General features: G+C 57.2%; 17 protein-coding genes and 1 pseudogene. 6 read left to right on the forward strand and 12 right to left on the reverse strand.

What is annotated here, in order from left to right:
• Nucleotides 1-161: 161 nt before the first annotated feature.
• The gene (gene trpB, locus NO900_RS13105; RefSeq protein WP_256409668.1) at nucleotides 162-1,325 is read left to right on the forward strand and encodes a tryptophan synthase subunit beta; all 1,164 of its coding nucleotides are present in this window, start codon (nucleotides 162-164) and stop codon (nucleotides 1,323-1,325) included.
• A 37-nt stretch (nucleotides 1,326-1,362) separates the two neighbouring features.
• Here the strand turns inward: trpB and NO900_RS13110 are convergent, their stop codons facing one another.
• The gene (locus tag NO900_RS13110) at nucleotides 1,363-1,938 is read right to left on the reverse strand and encodes a GNAT family N-acetyltransferase (protein ID WP_256409669.1); all 576 of its coding nucleotides are present in this window, start codon (nucleotides 1,936-1,938) and stop codon (nucleotides 1,363-1,365) included.
• A gap of 150 nt (nucleotides 1,939-2,088) precedes the next feature.
• On the opposite strand from NO900_RS13110, the gene NO900_RS13115 reads away from it, so the two are divergent.
• Together NO900_RS13115 and NO900_RS13120 are read left to right on the forward strand one after the other, a co-directional pair.
• Nucleotides 2,089-2,394 (forward strand): hypothetical protein, encoded by a 306-nt coding sequence (locus NO900_RS13115; protein WP_256409670.1) that lies wholly within the window; start codon nucleotides 2,089-2,091, stop codon nucleotides 2,392-2,394.
• A 111-nt stretch (nucleotides 2,395-2,505) separates the two neighbouring features.
• Complete coding sequence (locus NO900_RS13120; protein ID WP_256409671.1) at nucleotides 2,506-2,877, forward strand: hypothetical protein; 372 nt, start codon at nucleotides 2,506-2,508, stop codon at nucleotides 2,875-2,877.
• 29 nt (nucleotides 2,878-2,906) lie between these two features.
• Here NO900_RS13120 and NO900_RS13125 read toward each other — a convergent pair whose 3' ends face one another.
• On the reverse strand, nucleotides 2,907-3,551 hold the full coding sequence (locus NO900_RS13125; RefSeq protein WP_256409672.1) for a ribonuclease HI family protein: 645 nt from the start codon (nucleotides 3,549-3,551) through the stop codon (nucleotides 2,907-2,909).
• 430 nt (nucleotides 3,552-3,981) lie between these two features.
• Here NO900_RS13125 and NO900_RS13130 point away from each other — a divergent pair, with 430 nt between their 5' ends.
• Complete coding sequence (locus NO900_RS13130; RefSeq protein WP_256409673.1) at nucleotides 3,982-5,304, forward strand: cytochrome P450; 1,323 nt, start codon at nucleotides 3,982-3,984, stop codon at nucleotides 5,302-5,304.
• Between the two features lie 469 nt (nucleotides 5,305-5,773).
• Here NO900_RS13130 and NO900_RS13135 read toward each other — a convergent pair whose 3' ends face one another.
• The 5 genes from NO900_RS13135 to NO900_RS13150 all read right to left on the reverse strand — a co-directional run bounded on the left by NO900_RS13135 (nucleotide 5,774) and on the right by NO900_RS13150 (nucleotide 8,006).
• On the reverse strand, nucleotides 5,774-5,914 hold the full coding sequence (locus tag NO900_RS13135) for a hypothetical protein (protein WP_256409674.1): 141 nt from the start codon (nucleotides 5,912-5,914) through the stop codon (nucleotides 5,774-5,776).
• 514 nt (nucleotides 5,915-6,428) lie between these two features.
• A complete protein-coding gene (locus tag NO900_RS13140; RefSeq protein ID WP_379792272.1) occupies nucleotides 6,429-6,974 on the reverse strand; it encodes a type I glutamate--ammonia ligase in 546 nt (181 codons plus the stop codon).
• Nucleotides 6,971-7,141, reverse strand: a complete 171-nt coding sequence (locus NO900_RS17615; RefSeq protein WP_379792274.1) for a hypothetical protein — start codon at nucleotides 7,139-7,141, stop codon at nucleotides 6,971-6,973. Before NO900_RS17615 ends, NO900_RS13140 begins: the two co-directional genes overlap by 4 nt.
• 36 nt (nucleotides 7,142-7,177) lie before the next feature.
• Nucleotides 7,178-7,456: a helix-turn-helix transcriptional regulator gene (locus tag NO900_RS13145; RefSeq protein WP_256409676.1), complete on the reverse strand. Its 279-nt coding sequence runs from the start codon at nucleotides 7,454-7,456 to the stop codon at nucleotides 7,178-7,180.
• Between the two features lie 136 nt (nucleotides 7,457-7,592).
• Nucleotides 7,593-8,006, reverse strand: coding sequence for a TRAM domain-containing protein (locus NO900_RS13150; protein ID WP_256409677.1), 414 nt, complete (start codon nucleotides 8,004-8,006; stop codon nucleotides 7,593-7,595).
• Nucleotides 8,007-8,176: 170 nt separating this feature from the next.
• Between NO900_RS13150 and NO900_RS13155 the strand changes: the two genes are divergently transcribed.
• On the forward strand, nucleotides 8,177-9,478 hold the full coding sequence (locus tag NO900_RS13155; protein ID WP_256409678.1) for a DUF4864 domain-containing protein: 1,302 nt from the start codon (nucleotides 8,177-8,179) through the stop codon (nucleotides 9,476-9,478).
• 54 nt (nucleotides 9,479-9,532) lie between these two features.
• On the opposite strand, the gene NO900_RS13160 is transcribed toward NO900_RS13155, so the two are convergent.
• The 3 genes from NO900_RS13160 to NO900_RS13170 form a co-directional block, all read right to left on the reverse strand.
• Entirely contained in the window at nucleotides 9,533-10,336 is an 804-nt protein-coding gene (locus NO900_RS13160; RefSeq protein ID WP_256409679.1) for an alpha/beta fold hydrolase, read from the reverse strand.
• A gap of 69 nt (nucleotides 10,337-10,405) precedes the next feature.
• Complete coding sequence (locus NO900_RS13165; protein ID WP_256409680.1) at nucleotides 10,406-11,383, reverse strand: bile acid:sodium symporter family protein; 978 nt, start codon at nucleotides 11,381-11,383, stop codon at nucleotides 10,406-10,408.
• Nucleotides 11,384-11,489: 106 nt separating this feature from the next.
• On the reverse strand, nucleotides 11,490-12,641 hold the full coding sequence (locus NO900_RS13170) for a M28 family metallopeptidase (protein WP_256409681.1): 1,152 nt from the start codon (nucleotides 12,639-12,641) through the stop codon (nucleotides 11,490-11,492).
• A gap of 627 nt (nucleotides 12,642-13,268) precedes the next feature.
• Between NO900_RS13170 and NO900_RS13175 the strand changes: the two genes are divergently transcribed.
• Nucleotides 13,269-13,514: a PRC-barrel domain-containing protein gene (locus NO900_RS13175; RefSeq protein WP_256409682.1), complete on the forward strand. Its 246-nt coding sequence runs from the start codon at nucleotides 13,269-13,271 to the stop codon at nucleotides 13,512-13,514.
• 23 nt (nucleotides 13,515-13,537) lie between these two features.
• On the opposite strand, the pseudogene NO900_RS13180 reads toward NO900_RS13175, so the two are convergent.
• Nucleotides 13,538-14,780: pseudogene (locus NO900_RS13180) on the reverse strand (RNA-guided endonuclease InsQ/TnpB family protein).
• Between the two features lie 4 nt (nucleotides 14,781-14,784).
• Nucleotides 14,785-15,189 (reverse strand): IS200/IS605-like element ISHko3 family transposase, encoded by a 405-nt coding sequence (tnpA, locus tag NO900_RS13185; RefSeq protein WP_256409683.1) that lies wholly within the window; start codon nucleotides 15,187-15,189, stop codon nucleotides 14,785-14,787.
• Nucleotides 15,190-15,385 lie beyond the last annotated feature (196 nt).

A 15,385-nucleotide genomic window follows, 5' to 3' on the forward strand; every position in this document is an offset into this window, starting at 1 on the left:
TCTCTTTCCATGTGCCCAGTTGTGCTATCATCGTTGATCCTCTCAAATGACAATCGACACTCACTGAACACCGGTGTCAGAGTAGCTAGCGCTCCGACAGGTCCGCACCCAGATGTTGCTCCCTCGTGTACTTTTTTGAGAAGCGCGTACGCAGTAAGATCATGGCGACGCCAGACGAGTTTGGCGAGTTTGGTGGGAGACACGTTCCAGAACCACTCGAAGAACCCTTAGCAGAACTAGCAGCTGCGTACGAGGACGCGATCGCGGACGAGGAATTCATGGATGAATTCCGTTACCTGTTGAACCATTTTGCTGGACGTCCAACACCTGTCTTCTATGCGGAGACACTGAGCGAGCGGTATGGAGCAGATATCTATCTCAAACATGAGGATCTCCTCCATGGTGGGGCACACAAACTCAACAATACGCTGGGCCAAACGCTGTTGGCAAAACGGGCAGGGAAAGACCGTTTGATCGCAGAGACGGGGGCTGGACAACACGGGACCGCGACGGCGATGGTTGGCGCGCTGTTGGATCTTGATACAACCGTGTATATGGGACGGCACGACATGCAACGGCAGGAGATGAACGTCTTCCGCATGCGTCTCATGGGTGCCGATGTCGAGCCGGTCGATCGCGGCAACGAGGGGCTTGCGGAGGCGGTCGATGCCGCACTAGAAGATTTCGCTGACAACGTCGAATCCACGCATTATCTCGTTGGGAGCGTCGTTGGTCCGGACCCGTTCCCGCGGATGGTTCGTGAGTTCCAGTCTGTCATCGGGACGGAGGCTCGCGAACAAATTCAGGAACTCCACGGCGAGCTTCCTGACGCGTGTGTTGCCTGCGTTGGCGGCGGGTCGAACTCAATCGGCCTCTGGCACGCATTCAAAGATGACGATGTGATGTTTTACGGCGCTGAACCGGGCGGGACCGATGATGCGAATCACTCCGCCCCACTGTCGAAGACGAGACAGGAGGAGCCACAGATTTTCCAGGGGATGAAAACGAAGACGATTGGAGACGACACTGAGAACCACTCAATTTCAGCTGGGCTTGATTATCCAGCGATTGGACCGGAACATGCTGCGCTCCAAGAGATGGGGCGAGCGGAGTATCATGCGATTTCCGACGACGAAGCCTTAGCCGCGTTCCGAGAACTGAGTGAAGCAGAGGGCATCATCCCCGCGTTAGAACCAGCCCACGCACTTGCGTTGGCCGCTAAATTGGCTGAAGAGGACCAACATGACACCCTGTTAGTCAACCTCTGTGGTCGCGGCGATAAGGATATGCAGACAGCTGCCGAACACTTCGACCTCTCAGACTGAGTCGCTCTCTCCGGAGACACCTTCTTTGGATCGGCCACTACAGCTCCTTTTCGAAGTGGACGAGCTCGTACGCCCCAGCTGTCGATGTCGCTGTTTGGTCGTACCCTTGGTTATGATAGAACTCGAGTGCTGCCGTCTGGCGGGTTGCTGTCGTTGCGAGTAGCGTCTCAAACCCGCCGGCAGCCGCCCGGCGCTCAAGTTCATCGAGAATTTGGCGGCCGTATCCACGCCGCTGGTGTGTCGGTGCGACACGCATCCGATGGAGTTCCGCGGCTCCGGGCCGGTTGCGTTCGTCGCTACGGCCGACTTCGGTTGGGATGAATCCACCCATCGCGACAAGGATTCCATCGTGGGTGGTCAGCTTGGCTACCTGCTGTGGTGATGCATCAAAATCCTCTGTTTGACCGGTCTGTGGGTGGTCAGTGTCGACAATGCCGACGACGAACGCGCCTCCGGTCTCAAGATACGATGTCGCTATCGTTCGCAGATCGTCTGTCCCGGGGATGTCTGATGGATCGACTCCTGTCTCCTGTATTGCCCATCGGTGAAGCGCCCACACAGCTGTGTCGTCCCGCGGATCGTATGGTCGGAGCGACAATCCGTGCGAGTTCACACCAGACGATGGTACTGATCGGGCTTGAAAAACCGGATCACTGTAGCCACCACCTCTCATCAGCCTCACTGACCGGAAGTTCGAACACACTCATTACGCCGATATCGATGCTGAACGAGGAATTATACTCTTGAGGGCTAATCCAAAGGTATGGCGACGACTTGTGCGCTCTGTCGCCGTGTCGTTCCTGACGAACGAATTGACGATCCTCAGGTCGTTCAGGAGCATCATCTGCGGCCGGAGGAGCGCGCTACCAGTCCCACGGTACTGCTTTGTCGGCCCTGCCATGACCAAATCCACGCGCAGTTCGCCAACACCGAGTTGCGGGACACGTACGACAGTATCGAGTCGCTCAGGTCAGCTGATCGACTCACCGGGTATATTGACTGGATTCGGGGAACGGACAAACTCAATATCAATGTCACCACCAGCAACCACATTCGCGAACGCTCATGAGTTGGTTTTCGTAGGTTTCCGAAGAAGCTAGCCTGCCGGCTGGACCAATCTCCAGACATAATCAACTGGAGCGAAACCGACTTGTCTGAAATTCCCCGAGTGATAGATGATATGTCTACTCGTGACGCGGAATTAGTAATCGAGACCTGGCGCATCCGCGAGCGGGATCTTCCTCGCGTTCCACCCGAGGGTTGGGAGACTGTGGACCGACTCCGCGAAGCTGTGTGTCTGGTCGTGACATGTCGCGTCGACGGTGTCGAATACGTCGAACCATTCGCGGGGTCGGCTACCAAGCGCGAACGATTCCATGCGGAGGTGACGACCGACGCGATTGGTGACGACCACATTCATATACAGGACGATATCTCAACGGATTCGTCTTCAACCGACTCTGGCCCATCGACCACAGCCAACGAGCGTGGGGATTCGTTTGATGAAACAACCAAGCAGTTCGATCTCGACGAGGCCCTCGACCGACTGTAGTGACGCTTCGGTTACCGGGCACGTAGCCCTCACGGTCCGAGCGCTGCGATGTCAGCCCCAACTGCTGCCCGGGCGTCTGCGGGGTTGGGATCGCTGTCAGCGAGGTGAGTCCACTCGCACGTAGGAAGCGACGCAATTCGCTCTGTGATGTCGTTTTTGTACGGCGCCGCAGACGGGATGCCGTCGCTTTGCCCCCAGATATCGTCAATGACGGTTGTCGAATCGATACGCACCTCTACAGTCGCCGGGACGCAGCAGGCGACCAGTGCTTCGAGCCCAAGATGTAGCGCGGCATACTCTGCGGTATTGTTTTCGGCGTTTGAGCCGACCGGTCGTCCGAGACAAGCAATTGTCGTGGCGTCGGCCTGAAGCACGGCCCCAGCTCCTGCCGGTCCCGGGTTTCCCCGAGAGCTCCCATCGACGTAGAGGACGATATCACTGCTGATGTCATTCAACGGGCCCTCGGTTACCGTCGACGGATCAGTAGTGAGTACCTCCCCGATTGCGGTTCGGATCTCATCGTCCGTCGTCCCCGGATCGAACAGTCCTCCGTACCCGGCGACGGCGGCATCGATGGCGTCGATAGCTGACTGTATCTCGTAATCATACAGTGCGAGCACGTCATCGACTCGACTCGCAAGCGGGGATAACGTCGCTGTGGGCAACCGATCCATGGCTACAGCCTACGCGCCAGTTGTGTGTCGGGTGAATCCATTATCCGTGCTTGGCGGAGAGCGGACAAAAACACGACGCCATTGAGGGACCTTCTTGATCGAGTCACCAGAGGAAGCACAGCGAGTGGCTTGGGGTCTGACCCGGAAGCGGTTCATTCTGAACGAATCGAACAGGACAAATATCCGATACGGCGTCGGTATTCCCGACTCTATGACGAGTTGTGCCCCCGGTTCGCGCCGAGAAATGTCGCCCACGACGGACGTGGAGTCACTCGGTGTTCCTCCCCCCAACACACCCACCAGTCGGTGGTTGGTAAAAGCAAGTGTCGGCTTCCTCTCCGCCTCCGGTGGGATGGAAAATCCGCCTCGCCCCTTGATTTGAAACGGGATTAGCGAACACAATTATGCAGTTTGGCCCGTATATCCACATATGAGTGATTCCGTTCACACCCCGCCTGGGCCGCCGTTGATCGGAAACGTCTCTCGATTTGCCGATGATCCGTTGCGGGTTCTCACCGGTGTTCAAGAGGCATACGGTGGGCAGTATCCCGTCGTTCGTCTCGATCCCTCGGTCGGTCCGCGGTTCAATATCGTTCTTGACTCGGACCTCGTTCACGACGTTCTCGCCGACAGAGACCGGTTTCGACGGCCGGCGGTGGGACCCGAAGAACAGCAACGACAGGGCCTCCTGTCGAGTGACGGAATCCTTTGGGAGCAACAACGGTCTGTGCTCCAACCATCCTTTGTTGGCGGAAAACTGGCCGAATACGCCGCTATCTCTAGTGATACGGTCGACGCAATGATCGCTGAGTGGCCAGCGGAAGGCACCGTTGACCTTCACGAGGAGCTCTCAGTCCTGACCCTCCGTGTTATTACACAGTCGTTGTTCAGTCGGGATACTGACGATGACCGTGCCAGAGCGGTCCATGACGCGATGGCTACGCTAAGCGCAGAAGTTGAGCCGAGCCTCGCCGATTTCGTCTTGCCCGAACAGGTCCAGTCAGAGCCCTCAGACGCATTTGAAGCCGCCGATCAGACTATCGAGGGGGTTGCACAGGAGTTTGTTGATTGGCATCAATCACAGGCCGACCCCCCAGATGATATGATCACCGCACTCATTGAAGCTAAGTCGGATCCGTCTGTCGAGTTATCTGACGACGAGCTCATCGACGAGGCAGTGCTCTTCATGACCGGTGGGCAAGAAACAACAGCGCTGACAATCACATACGCGTTCTATTGGCTCTCACAACATCCTGAGATGCGTGAGCGTGTTGCCGCCGAAGCACAATCAGTCCTCGACGGTGACCTACCCACCTGGGATGATTTATCAGATTTAACTTACACGGAGCGTGTCGTCCGAGAAACGCTTCGCTTGACCCCGGCCGTCTGGAACATCGCCCGCGAAGTTCGTCACGATACAACGCTCGCCGGGGCGGATTTTGAGAGTGATGAGGTGGTGCTCATGTCGCCGTATGCACATCATCGCGATAGCCGAACGTGGACCGATCCGCTGTCGTTCCGTCCAGACCGGTGGGCTGGTGAGGCCTCGCGCGGTCACAACTCGTATTTCCCATTCGGAAGTGGACCGCGAGTGTGTATCGGCAAACAGATCGCATTGACCGAAGCACAATTTACCCTCGCCCACGTCCTCCAAGAGTTCGACGTCGTAGTGGAGCAAGATGAATTATCTCTTCAACCTAGCGTGACGCTGCGACCGAGGAATACAGTTCGAGCATCTGTGACGGCCCGTTGACTGGTCTGCCAGTGAACGCGTTGACATTACGAATTCGAGGCGCCGGCCGACTCTTCGACGGTCCGACGGACATGCTGTAATTCCCGTTCGACAGTTCGGACCGCGGTATCAACCGAGTCAAACCGATCGCTTCCTGCGTCGGTGCATCCACGTTTCCGTGTGAGACGGATCGCTGCGTCGCTCAGTATCTCCGGACGCACAGCCAGTTTTGCTGCTGTACAAGGCGAAACGTCGCTGGGGAGTCGATACTCAACGATTCTGCCGGACTCGTCGCTTCGCTCCCAGCGTCCCGGTGCCGTGGGCAACCGCTCGATTAACACATCCGGATTGACCGCTGTCTCAGTGTGTTCACTCGCCATAGTGTGTGTAGTGGGCTCACGCAAACGGATTTTGCCGTTGCTGATCACACACCGGCCACATACCGTATCCTCGGAGTTTCCATTCCGTACCGGGAGTCACGCGGCCGTCGTCACACGATGTCAGTGAAAAACAGTGCCGCGACGACGACTGTCACCACGGGGATCAGCACCAGAGACGCCCGTTGTTGCCACCACTGTATCGGGGCCTGAAACCGGCCCGCTTCACGAACCGCCGCTGGGTTCGTTGCCACCGCGATATCACCTCCGGAGAGTGTAGCCCAATACGTGACTACCGGGAACAATACCATCCTAAGCGGTGACTCAGCAGACAGGATTGTTCCCAGCACAGCCGCGATAGCAAGGAACAACGGCAACGGCGCTAGTGCACGTGTTCGGATCACAGCTGGCGGCGTTGACCCCGTCACACTAGCGTCGAATTGGCCTAACGGGGTTGCTCCATCCCACGCTGGAAGGATGGTTATTTTCGGGGACAGTCCAGCCATTGCCGCTGGGATCGCGTGGCCGAGTTCATGTGGTCCAACAAGCAGCCCCACCAGAATTTTTGCCACCCGAACACCCATTGGATCAGTTGTCTGTAATGCTCTGAATCCACTTTACCAATCGGCTTGGGCCGTCCACTAACTCTCTCCGAGGGCCTCGCTGACGCATATCTCCCCACACTGGGGTTACTGACAGCGCTGACGATGTCAACACCCGGTGCGGTCCAAGTGCGACCCACCCCAAATCGGAGCTCCGGAAACCGATTCAGAATCCCCGGGCTAGGTACTCTGTCTGCTGTTCGCCATCTTCGATAGATTGGTTCCACTCGCTCCGCTTGACTTCGAGACACGACTGGTGTAATGCGTCACCTAGTGCCTCTGCCAACACCTCGTTGGTTTCGAACGCATCGAGGGCCGCCTCCAGCGAGGTTGGGAGCCGCGAAATGTCTCGGTCGGCGAGCTCATCCTCGGCAACCGTCTCTGGATCCGCATTGAGCGACGGTCCGGGATCGAGTTCACGTTCGATGCCGTCGAACCCTGCCGCTAGAAGGCCAACTTGGGCGAGATACGGGTTGTTCGTGTTATCAGAGGGTTTGAACTCAATACGGGTCCCAGCCTCTGGGTTGTCCGTGTTGACGGAGGGAATTCGAACCATCGCCTCCCGGTTGTCATGCCCCCAGCAGGTGTACGCTGACGCCCACATGCCCAGGGCCAGTCGGTCGTAGGATTCGACCGTCGGGGCGGTCAACGCCACGAGCGCCGGCGCGTGGTCGAGTAAGCCGCCCACGAAGTGCCGGCCCCGTTCGCTCAATGGGTACCGACTGTCAGATCCGGATCGTACAACACGTTCTCGTCGTCCTGCCACACCGAGAGATGGATATGACAGTCGGTGCCGGGAAGCTCAGGGAATGGATGTGGACGAAACGTTGCACCGATATCGTGCGCCTCTGCAACGGCTTTCACCGTCTCTTTGTACACAACGATCGCAATTTCGGCTTCCAACCGAGAACATCTTCAACTCCGATCAGTATACTGTGCTTCCCACCCCGCTCGTGCCTCGATCTCTCTGCTCCCCCGACGTGTAGTGGCATACTCATTGGTTCGTTTATCGCGTTGACTTTTTTCAACGAGCCCTTTCTCAACGAGCGTATCAAGATTCGGATATAGGCGGCCGTGGTGAATCTCGCTTTCATAATACTCCTCAAGTTCGTCTTTGATCGCGAGCCCATGCGGATCATCAAGCCCTTCAACTATGTACAGTAAATCTCGCTGGAACCCGGTCAAATCGTGCATACTGCTAATTCTGTCGCCTCTCTTGAAATATTAACGATCCTCACATGACATTTTACGAACTGTTTTCACGACCAGCCCCCGATACATCACATCGTCTGTATTGAATTCAACCTCTGGTCGCACTGTAGTGATCGGACTACTCGTAGTAGCTCACACGCTCGACAACTTCCGCGAAGGCGACATTTTCACGCACATCGGTGATCTCGATGGTGACACGCTCACCCTGTTTGGTGTCAGGAACGATAACGACGAACCCATGCTCGACACGCGTAATTCCGTCGCCTTGATCCCCAATATCCTCAATTTCAACAGTGCGCTGATCGCCTTCCGCAACGGGCGGCGTCGCTAGCGTGTCTTCGGGATGAGGATCGGTGTCAGCATCGGTGGCCTCGTTGGTCGTCGGAACTGACAACATCGCGATACGGTACGTTTCATCTGTTTGGATGCTGTCACGCTGGATCTCTTGTTCGGGTACCTCAACGACGTACGACCCATTCCGTTCCTCAATCTTGCCTGAGAACAGACACCGCAGTTGATCTGTGATCTCCATTTGTGGACGATACCCCTGATATGCGACGAACCACATTTCATTCTACTGGCTGTAGACCACGCTAGCGGGACCACGCCCTCACAGGGAACTGCTCATGACAGAAACCCAAACACAGCACAAGTGCAAAGATACCACGGCACAAACTCACAGTATCCCGTGGCGATCCACTGGTGACCGCGCCTAATCACATTCCCTACGATACGTTCGCAGAGGCGATTGCGTCGCTCGATAGAGAGTCACTCGCGGCGCTTGTCGGCGAGACGTATGCAGTGACCGCTGACGAGGTGCGCGTTGATGGCCCACGTCTCACCGTCGTGGAGCATGATCGGCGGACAGAACTGCTCGTCGTGTCGGGCCCGGACGACCTTGACAGCAGTGAGGGGTATGACACCGTTGTCACGGCACGTGACTCACTCCTTGCTGATCATCCCCTTCCTGCCGACACCGCGGTTATGACGCCTGCTGACCTCCGACAGCGACTCCTCTATGCGATCGCCCCGGACGACGCAGATACAATTACCACGGAGTTTCTCGACGCGCCGATGCGGTCGCCGGCGTACGACACTTCGAGTGCGGCTGACACCCCCACCGATCACGACCCGCCATCAAATGATGATGACACACCCGTAGCTACTGAGACCGGTCCACAGAACACCCCGCGTTCAACTCCGGGTGATCCGCTCGGCGAATCGCCCCCGATCGGCACCGCCAGCACAGCCCAGCGCGCAGACGCATCACCTGATGATTCCCCCTCACAACCATCCCGTTCGCAGTCGAGCGACGCGCCTTCATCCGAGGTATTGCCCAACGGAAACCGGCGGTGGATTCTGGTTGGGGTGATCGGTCTCGGCGTTCTGCTAGGGCTGGCCGCCGTCGGGGCCGGGATCGCTGGAGACGCTTTCATCACTGGTGGGGACGGCGTCGCCGGCGTCGATGACGGGACACCGACCGATCCCGACTCGTCGGAGTCAGGGCCGCCCGACAGCAACACAACCAACGACGGCGGCGACACAGCTGCTCTTGACCGACCTGCTGATCGCAATCTAACAACCGCGACCGCGAGAACCACGTCGGTTGCGCCCACCTGCGAACGGTCTGCGATCCACGTGGTGCAGCTCCAGATGAACGCGTTCCGCTACAACAACAACACGACAAACACCGGCATTCTCACCGCACGCCAGTTCGCGTCGCCGTCGAACAGAGCTGCAGTCGGCTCCGCCGACCAGTTCATCTCGCTTTTCGACATGCCACAGTACGCTCCGCTGCTCACGTACGACTCCGTGGAGTACTCGGTTCCCAGCGCGGACGGTGACATCACGACCATCGACGTCGTCACACGGGAGAACGGCACCGTGACCGGCCGCTACGACTTTCGGCTCAAGAAAGTCCCGAGCGACGAAACGGGCCTCAATACGACACGGGCCGATACAGAGTGTTGGATGACTAGCGGTGTGAGAGCGTCCCCACTGTGATCGGATCCTCAACGAAGCGGATCAGATGAACTCTATTTGGCTGAACTGAGGGTGCTACGGGTGGCAGCGGTTTGTGATGAACGACGAGACAACTTCATTGAATGCTTCGGGTTCTTCAAGGAACGGACAGTGACCGCTATTAGAGAACCGTTCCACTTCGGCATCAGGCGTCTTCTCGCCGACGTACTCGACTCCAGCATTCTCTAGCATCGTTTCATCTTCACCAAGACACACAAGAGTGGGTACATCAACCTCAGGGACTATCCTCCGGTAATCCCGCACTGATTGATCAAACAGAATCGCGCTCGTAATTGACGGTGGCACTCGCGTGATCTCATCGAAGAACCGCTGTTCGACAGCCGCAGATTCGTCCACCAGCATCTGCTCGATCAACGACCACGCCAGCTCGTGTGGACTCGTCTGTGCGAGCTCCATGAGGCCACGGAGTTCATCAAAGTCGAACACACCGTGATCGTACCCCTCTTGTTCAAGATCGAGTGGCTGTTGTTCGACACTTACGAACCCCCGGAATCGGTCTGTCCCAAACTGGCTGACGTATTCCCACGCGACAAGCGATCCCATTGACCACCCGACAAGAACAACATCAGAGAGGCCCTGAGCGTCAAGGAATGCTTCTAGGTCACGGGCGTACTGTGGAAGTGTGTGCCCAGTTTCAGTCTTTTCAGAGCGGCCATGGCCTCGGAAATCGAGTGTGATTATTTGACACCCCTCTGCGAGCGGTTGTTGTTCGTTGAAGAAGCGGCTGCTCATTAATACACCGTGGAGGAACACAACCGGCACCCCGTCTCCACTCGATTCGTAGTACAGTTCGGCCCCGTTGACCGATTCAGTTGACATACGTGAGAATATGTGTGATTGCTGTTAGTTGTTGTGACGGGTCACCCGGTAGCGTCGCCTTCCGTTTGTTTAATCCGCTGCTACGGGGCCACTCGCAACTCGGTCGTCGCTCCACGTGAAGTAGCTCGCGAGCGCAGGGCCGCTGACGTTGTGCCAGACGCTGAATAGTGCAGGGATGAGAGCGGCCGCCGGGTCAAACAGCGACGCTGCAAGCGCCACCGCAAGCCCACTGTTCTGAAGGCCGACCTCGAACGTGGTCGTCCGCACCCGGTCCGTGGTCATGCCAAACGCACGGCCGACGCCGTACCCCGCGCCGAGGCCGATACCGTTGTGGAGTACGACTGCGGCCAGCACAAGCGCGCCTGCCGTGAGGATGTTGTCGACGTTCGCCCCAACGACGCCCGCGACGATGGCAACGATGGCGGCAACGCTGATCACGGGGAAGACATCGACACCGATCTCTGCGGCCGTCGGCGAGTAGCGGTCGAGGATGTAGCGAATCCCGAACCCAAGCACGACCGGGATAATGACAATCTGGACGATGCTGGTGAACATCTCCATGAATGTCACATCGATGGCCTCCCCGAGGATGAACAGCGTCCAGGCGGGCATCACGATGGGGGCCGCAAGTGTCGTCACCGTCGTGATAGCCACGGAGAGAGCGACATCGCCACGGCCGAGGTACGTCATCACGTTCGACGCTGTGCCCCCCGGCGCTGCGCCGACAAGAATCAGCCCAACGCCGACCGCGTCCGGCAGATCAAAGAGCAAGTACAGTGCGTACGCTGCTAGCGGCATCACGAGCCACTGTGTGATCGCACCGATACCGACATCGACGGGGCGTTCGACGAGCCGCTGAAAGTCTGCGGGCTGGAGGGTCAGCCCCATCCCGAGCATGATGAGACCGAGCAGGGGGTTGACGTAGTCGAGCACCGGAACGAACGTCGTCGGGTAGACGAGTGCGAACCCCGCTGCCGCAATCACCCAGACAACGAAGTACTTGCTCGCGACCTGTGCCGTCCGGGAAATTCCATCAGCAATACCCATACGACCACGGCATCAGTCCGTGGAAAGAAAGCTTCGCTTTCTGGCAGTATTGTGGGTGTCTTTCGTCTCGCGCGACCGATAAAATCCAGCAGTGAAGCTAACGAACTTAGTGTTCCACACCGGCGAACTCGGGGGATCGATCCAAGTTATCGACAATGGCCTTCACGATCGCTGTCGTATCCTCGATATCCTTCGTAGAGACCTGATCGAGGTCGTCAGATGGCTGATGGTATTGGTCGTACGGCCAGAAAATCAGCATTGCGACTGGAATTCCTTCCTGGTAGTATGGCCAGTGGTCCGAACCGCTAATCACTCCTTGGTAGTGCCGGTCTTCGTCATCGTCAAGGACTTGTTGGACAGCATCCCCTGCAATCGTCTTAATATCGCCATCGCCCGCCCACACATTGAGCAGTTCGCCGCCGCCGGCCATATCGATATTCACCTTAGCAACAATATCATCAAGAGTGCCGTTGGCTTTCCGCTCATTGACGTAGTACCGTGACCCGACAAGCCACCACTCTTCGCTGCCGTACGCAACGAACGTCACTGTTCGATCTGGTGGGTGCTCGGCGTAATACTCCGCAACATTCACCAGCGCTTCCACTCCTGAGGCGTTGTCTGCGGCACCAGTCGCCTCATATGCGGAGTCATAATGTGCCCCAATGACAACCTCTTCATCTGGCTTGTCGGTTCCCTCAATAGTCGCAATGACGTTGTGATCGACGTAGTTCGGAACGCGCTTCCCCCCACACTCAAACGCTACGCGTACCTCGTCACCTGCCTCAAGACGTTCATCGACCCACTCCATCCCATCACTGCTAATCAGTCCATAGGTATCGACGAACTGTGGCTCAGTCGACGGGATCGGGAAAGCAGCCCCGTCGACATTCCCGAGTAGATACGCAAGGTGCTCACCATCGTCGTCGACGATCTCGTACCGTGGCAGTTCAAACAGGTCCTCAACCAAGTATGCGGTGCCAGCCTCACGGAGCGTGCCTTCGACGCCTCCTTCTGGTGTACTCTCTGAGTACAGGACGGGGGCGACGTCTAACTCAATGTCGTGAGAAAGAACGTCAAGCTCCCAGTCGCGAGTGACCTCATATCCCTCAAATTTGAATGATTGGAGCTCAGCGTCGTATCCCAACTCGGAGAACGTGTCTTGGAGGTAATTCGCAGCCTCGTGTGCTGCGTTGGTTCCACCGACTCGAACGCCGATCTCAGAGGCGAGATGCTCCATGACGTTCATGGTAGTACTCATTTTTAAACTGATAGTGTTTCATCATAATTTTTTGGATGGCACCTCTATTTCATCGAAACCACTGCACCGGCTCAGGGATGACATTCGAGATAATTCCGATTAACAATCCGAAGTATCCGGCGAGTCCACCGAGCGTCGCTGCGAACGGTACAGTACTATTGTAACGATTCCCGGCGTATATCGTCGTGGCCATGAGTCCAAGCGGTGCCGCAACCCTAACTCGTGGCTGCTTCCAGAAACGGGCGGCACGATCCGGCCATCGGGCGAATACAATTTCAATGAGAATCGAAACGACGGCACCACCAACAAATGGGATCGGATGGAGTAGTTCAGTTGGTGTCAGTCCACGTCGCCGTCCGACTACCCATACGACGAGTGCAACGAATGCAGCCGAGACAGCGTCAGTATGCCGTGTCGACATACGATCTAGTTTTTAGCCTACGAAAATACGGGTGTTGGCTATGAGTCCGGCTTCATCTTTTATTTATTATCAAACCTAGTGGGTAGACACACCAGCCTGTTAATCCAATTGCAACCTGATCCCCCGGTTCCCTAGATTGTTTGCATAGTGGGAGTTCACTGGCATACGTCGTCCAAATTTATTATACTGGATAGACATGTACCCGTATGGAGCAGGTCCTCGCGTCCTTCCTCAGCGGCTACAGTGTCATGACCACAACTGGCGCTGAACTTGGTGTACTAAGCAACGTCACTGCCGACCTCCAAACCGGAGAACTCGAACACTTCCGTGTCGATCCAAACGGGAACAACACCGGTGGATTCCAAGAGACAGATGCCGGTCACATACTCGTGCCTGCTGACGCCGTCTCTGAAAAAAGCGATTACCTCCTTGTAGAGCCGGCAACAGAGTAGTTCACTACGTGAACTAGCCTACCCTACTCGCTCACCGCTTGCGCGGTTCGCTCCTTGAGGGTAGGGCCTCCTGCTTCCACGACGCGCTTTGCAGATACGGACGTATCCACAGCGAGTGCAGTCTCCACAGGCGTTGTTTCGGAGTATCCCACTCCTTACATCTTCGAGGCCGCGAGAGAGAATGTTCCACGTCGCGTTCGCGTCCCTGTCCGCCTCAAACCCGCAGGCGGGACAGGAGTGTTCACGGACCCACAACGGCTTGTCGGTTGAAATGCCGCACGACGCGCACTCCTTGGTCGTCCCTCTCGGGTTCACCGCGACGAAGTGCGTCCCCTCGTGTTCACACTTGTATTCAAGCAACGAGAGGAACGTTTGCCACGCGGCAGACGCCGTGTTGCGGCTGTTCGACGGACTTTCCATCATCCCCTTCACGTTCAGGTCTTCGACCGCCACGAGGTCGTATTCCCGAGCGTGGTACGCTGAAAGCTTGTGCAAGAAGTCGCGACGCTTCCGTCGGAGATCGGCGTGACACTCCGCGACTCGACGCCGTTGCTTCTCGTAGTTGTTCGACCCGTGCTGTTTGCGCGAGAGCCTCCGCTGCTCGCGCTCCAAGCGGTCGCGTTCGTCTGAGAGGTCAAGCGACCCGACCGCCGTGTCGTCGGTGTCGTGGGCGTACGTGAGAATCCCAACGTCGATACCGACGCACTTCTCGGGATTCTCAGGCGGTTCGGGCGGTTCGCGGTCCATTTCGACGCCGAACGTGGCGAACCACTCGCCCGTCGGTTCCTTCTTCAACGTGACCTGTTTGAGCGTCGCGTCGTCGGGGATGGCGCGGTGAAGCCGTATCGGTATATCCGCGAGTTTCGAGAGAGACAGCACAGTGTGACCGCCCTTCTTGTCGAGCTTGAAGCCAGACTGACTGTACGTGAAACTGCGGAACTTCCGTGGCGGCTTCCACTTGAGTTGCCCGACGCCGTAGCCGTTCTCTTTGAGTTTAGAGAGGCTGTTGAGGTTGTCGAACAGGCGTTCCACGACGGTCTGGAGCACCTTCGAGTACACGTCCGAGAGGTCGTCCCACCACTGTTTGAGGTCGGGGAGTTCCGACCGTAGCGTGGTCATAGACGGGAGCTCGCCGTGTTCGTCTTGGTACTCGTTGAGGCGGTAGAGCGTGTGGTTGTACAGTTGCCGACAAATGTCTCGGTGGCGGTCCAACTCCTCGCGGTGGGCGTCGGACGGCTTGAGACGATAATTGTAGGCGTAGTACATGGCGCTACTCGCGTTGGTCTTCTACGTACTGTTTCAGCACATCCAACGACACCTGCCCCGTCGAGATGAGGCAGTACGAGTCGTTCCAGAACGAGTCGCCCCACAGTTCGGTCTTCAGTTCATCCTCGTATTCGTTCCGAATACGTCGGGCAGTAGCGCCCTTGACCGTGTTGATGAACTTCACGAGGTCCGTGGTTGGTTTCGCTCGGAACAGGATGTGAACGTGGTCGTCCTCGCCGTCGAGGTTCGTCAGTTCGACACCGTAGTTATCCGTGAACCCGCTGATGACCCCTCGAATGAATTGGGTTCGCTCCTCGGTTAGCACTCCGCGCCGATACTTCGTAGTGAGTATCAGGTGGTAATGCAGGGAATACGTCGAATGCGCTCCCGAATCGAGGTCGTATTCCATTGGGTTCATACTATTATACGGTACCCCAATGCAAAGCCGTTGCGACTACGTGGGCCTGTGGGCCTGCAACCGTATCGCTGTATGAACAGATGATGACGGCGCTGTATCCCCGCCCTACTCCGCTCCCTTCGGTCGCTCCGTCAAGGGTGGGGGCTTAGCGCCTATATCCAGCTAAACCACGGGAAGCCTCGGGGCT

Source organism: Halorubrum rutilum (assembly GCF_024494565.1).

Bases quoted from the DNA above. Each gene is read 5' to 3' on its own strand.
- trpB (WP_256409668.1), top strand. From the start codon at position 162: ATGGCGACGCCAGACGAGTTTGGCGAGTTTGGTGGGAGACACGTTCCA.
- NO900_RS13115 (WP_256409670.1), top strand. From the start codon at position 2,089: ATGGCGACGACTTGTGCGCTCTGTCGCCGTGTCGTTCCTGACGAACGA.
- NO900_RS13120 (WP_256409671.1), top strand. From the start codon at position 2,506: ATGTCTACTCGTGACGCGGAATTAGTAATCGAGACCTGGCGCATCCGC.
- NO900_RS13125 (WP_256409672.1), bottom strand. From the start codon at position 3,551: ATGGATCGGTTGCCCACAGCGACGTTATCCCCGCTTGCGAGTCGAGTC.
- NO900_RS13130 (WP_256409673.1), top strand. From the start codon at position 3,982: ATGAGTGATTCCGTTCACACCCCGCCTGGGCCGCCGTTGATCGGAAAC.
- NO900_RS13145 (WP_256409676.1), bottom strand. From the start codon at position 7,456: ATGCACGATTTGACCGGGTTCCAGCGAGATTTACTGTACATAGTTGAA.
- NO900_RS13150 (WP_256409677.1), bottom strand. From the start codon at position 8,006: ATGGAGATCACAGATCAACTGCGGTGTCTGTTCTCAGGCAAGATTGAG.
- NO900_RS13160 (WP_256409679.1), bottom strand. From the start codon at position 10,336: ATGTCAACTGAATCGGTCAACGGGGCCGAACTGTACTACGAATCGAGT.
- NO900_RS13165 (WP_256409680.1), bottom strand. From the start codon at position 11,383: ATGGGTATTGCTGATGGAATTTCCCGGACGGCACAGGTCGCGAGCAAG.
- NO900_RS13170 (WP_256409681.1), bottom strand. From the start codon at position 12,641: ATGAGTACTACCATGAACGTCATGGAGCATCTCGCCTCTGAGATCGGC.
- NO900_RS13175 (WP_256409682.1), top strand. From the start codon at position 13,269: ATGGAGCAGGTCCTCGCGTCCTTCCTCAGCGGCTACAGTGTCATGACC.
- tnpA (WP_256409683.1), bottom strand. From the start codon at position 15,189: ATGGAATACGACCTCGATTCGGGAGCGCATTCGACGTATTCCCTGCAT.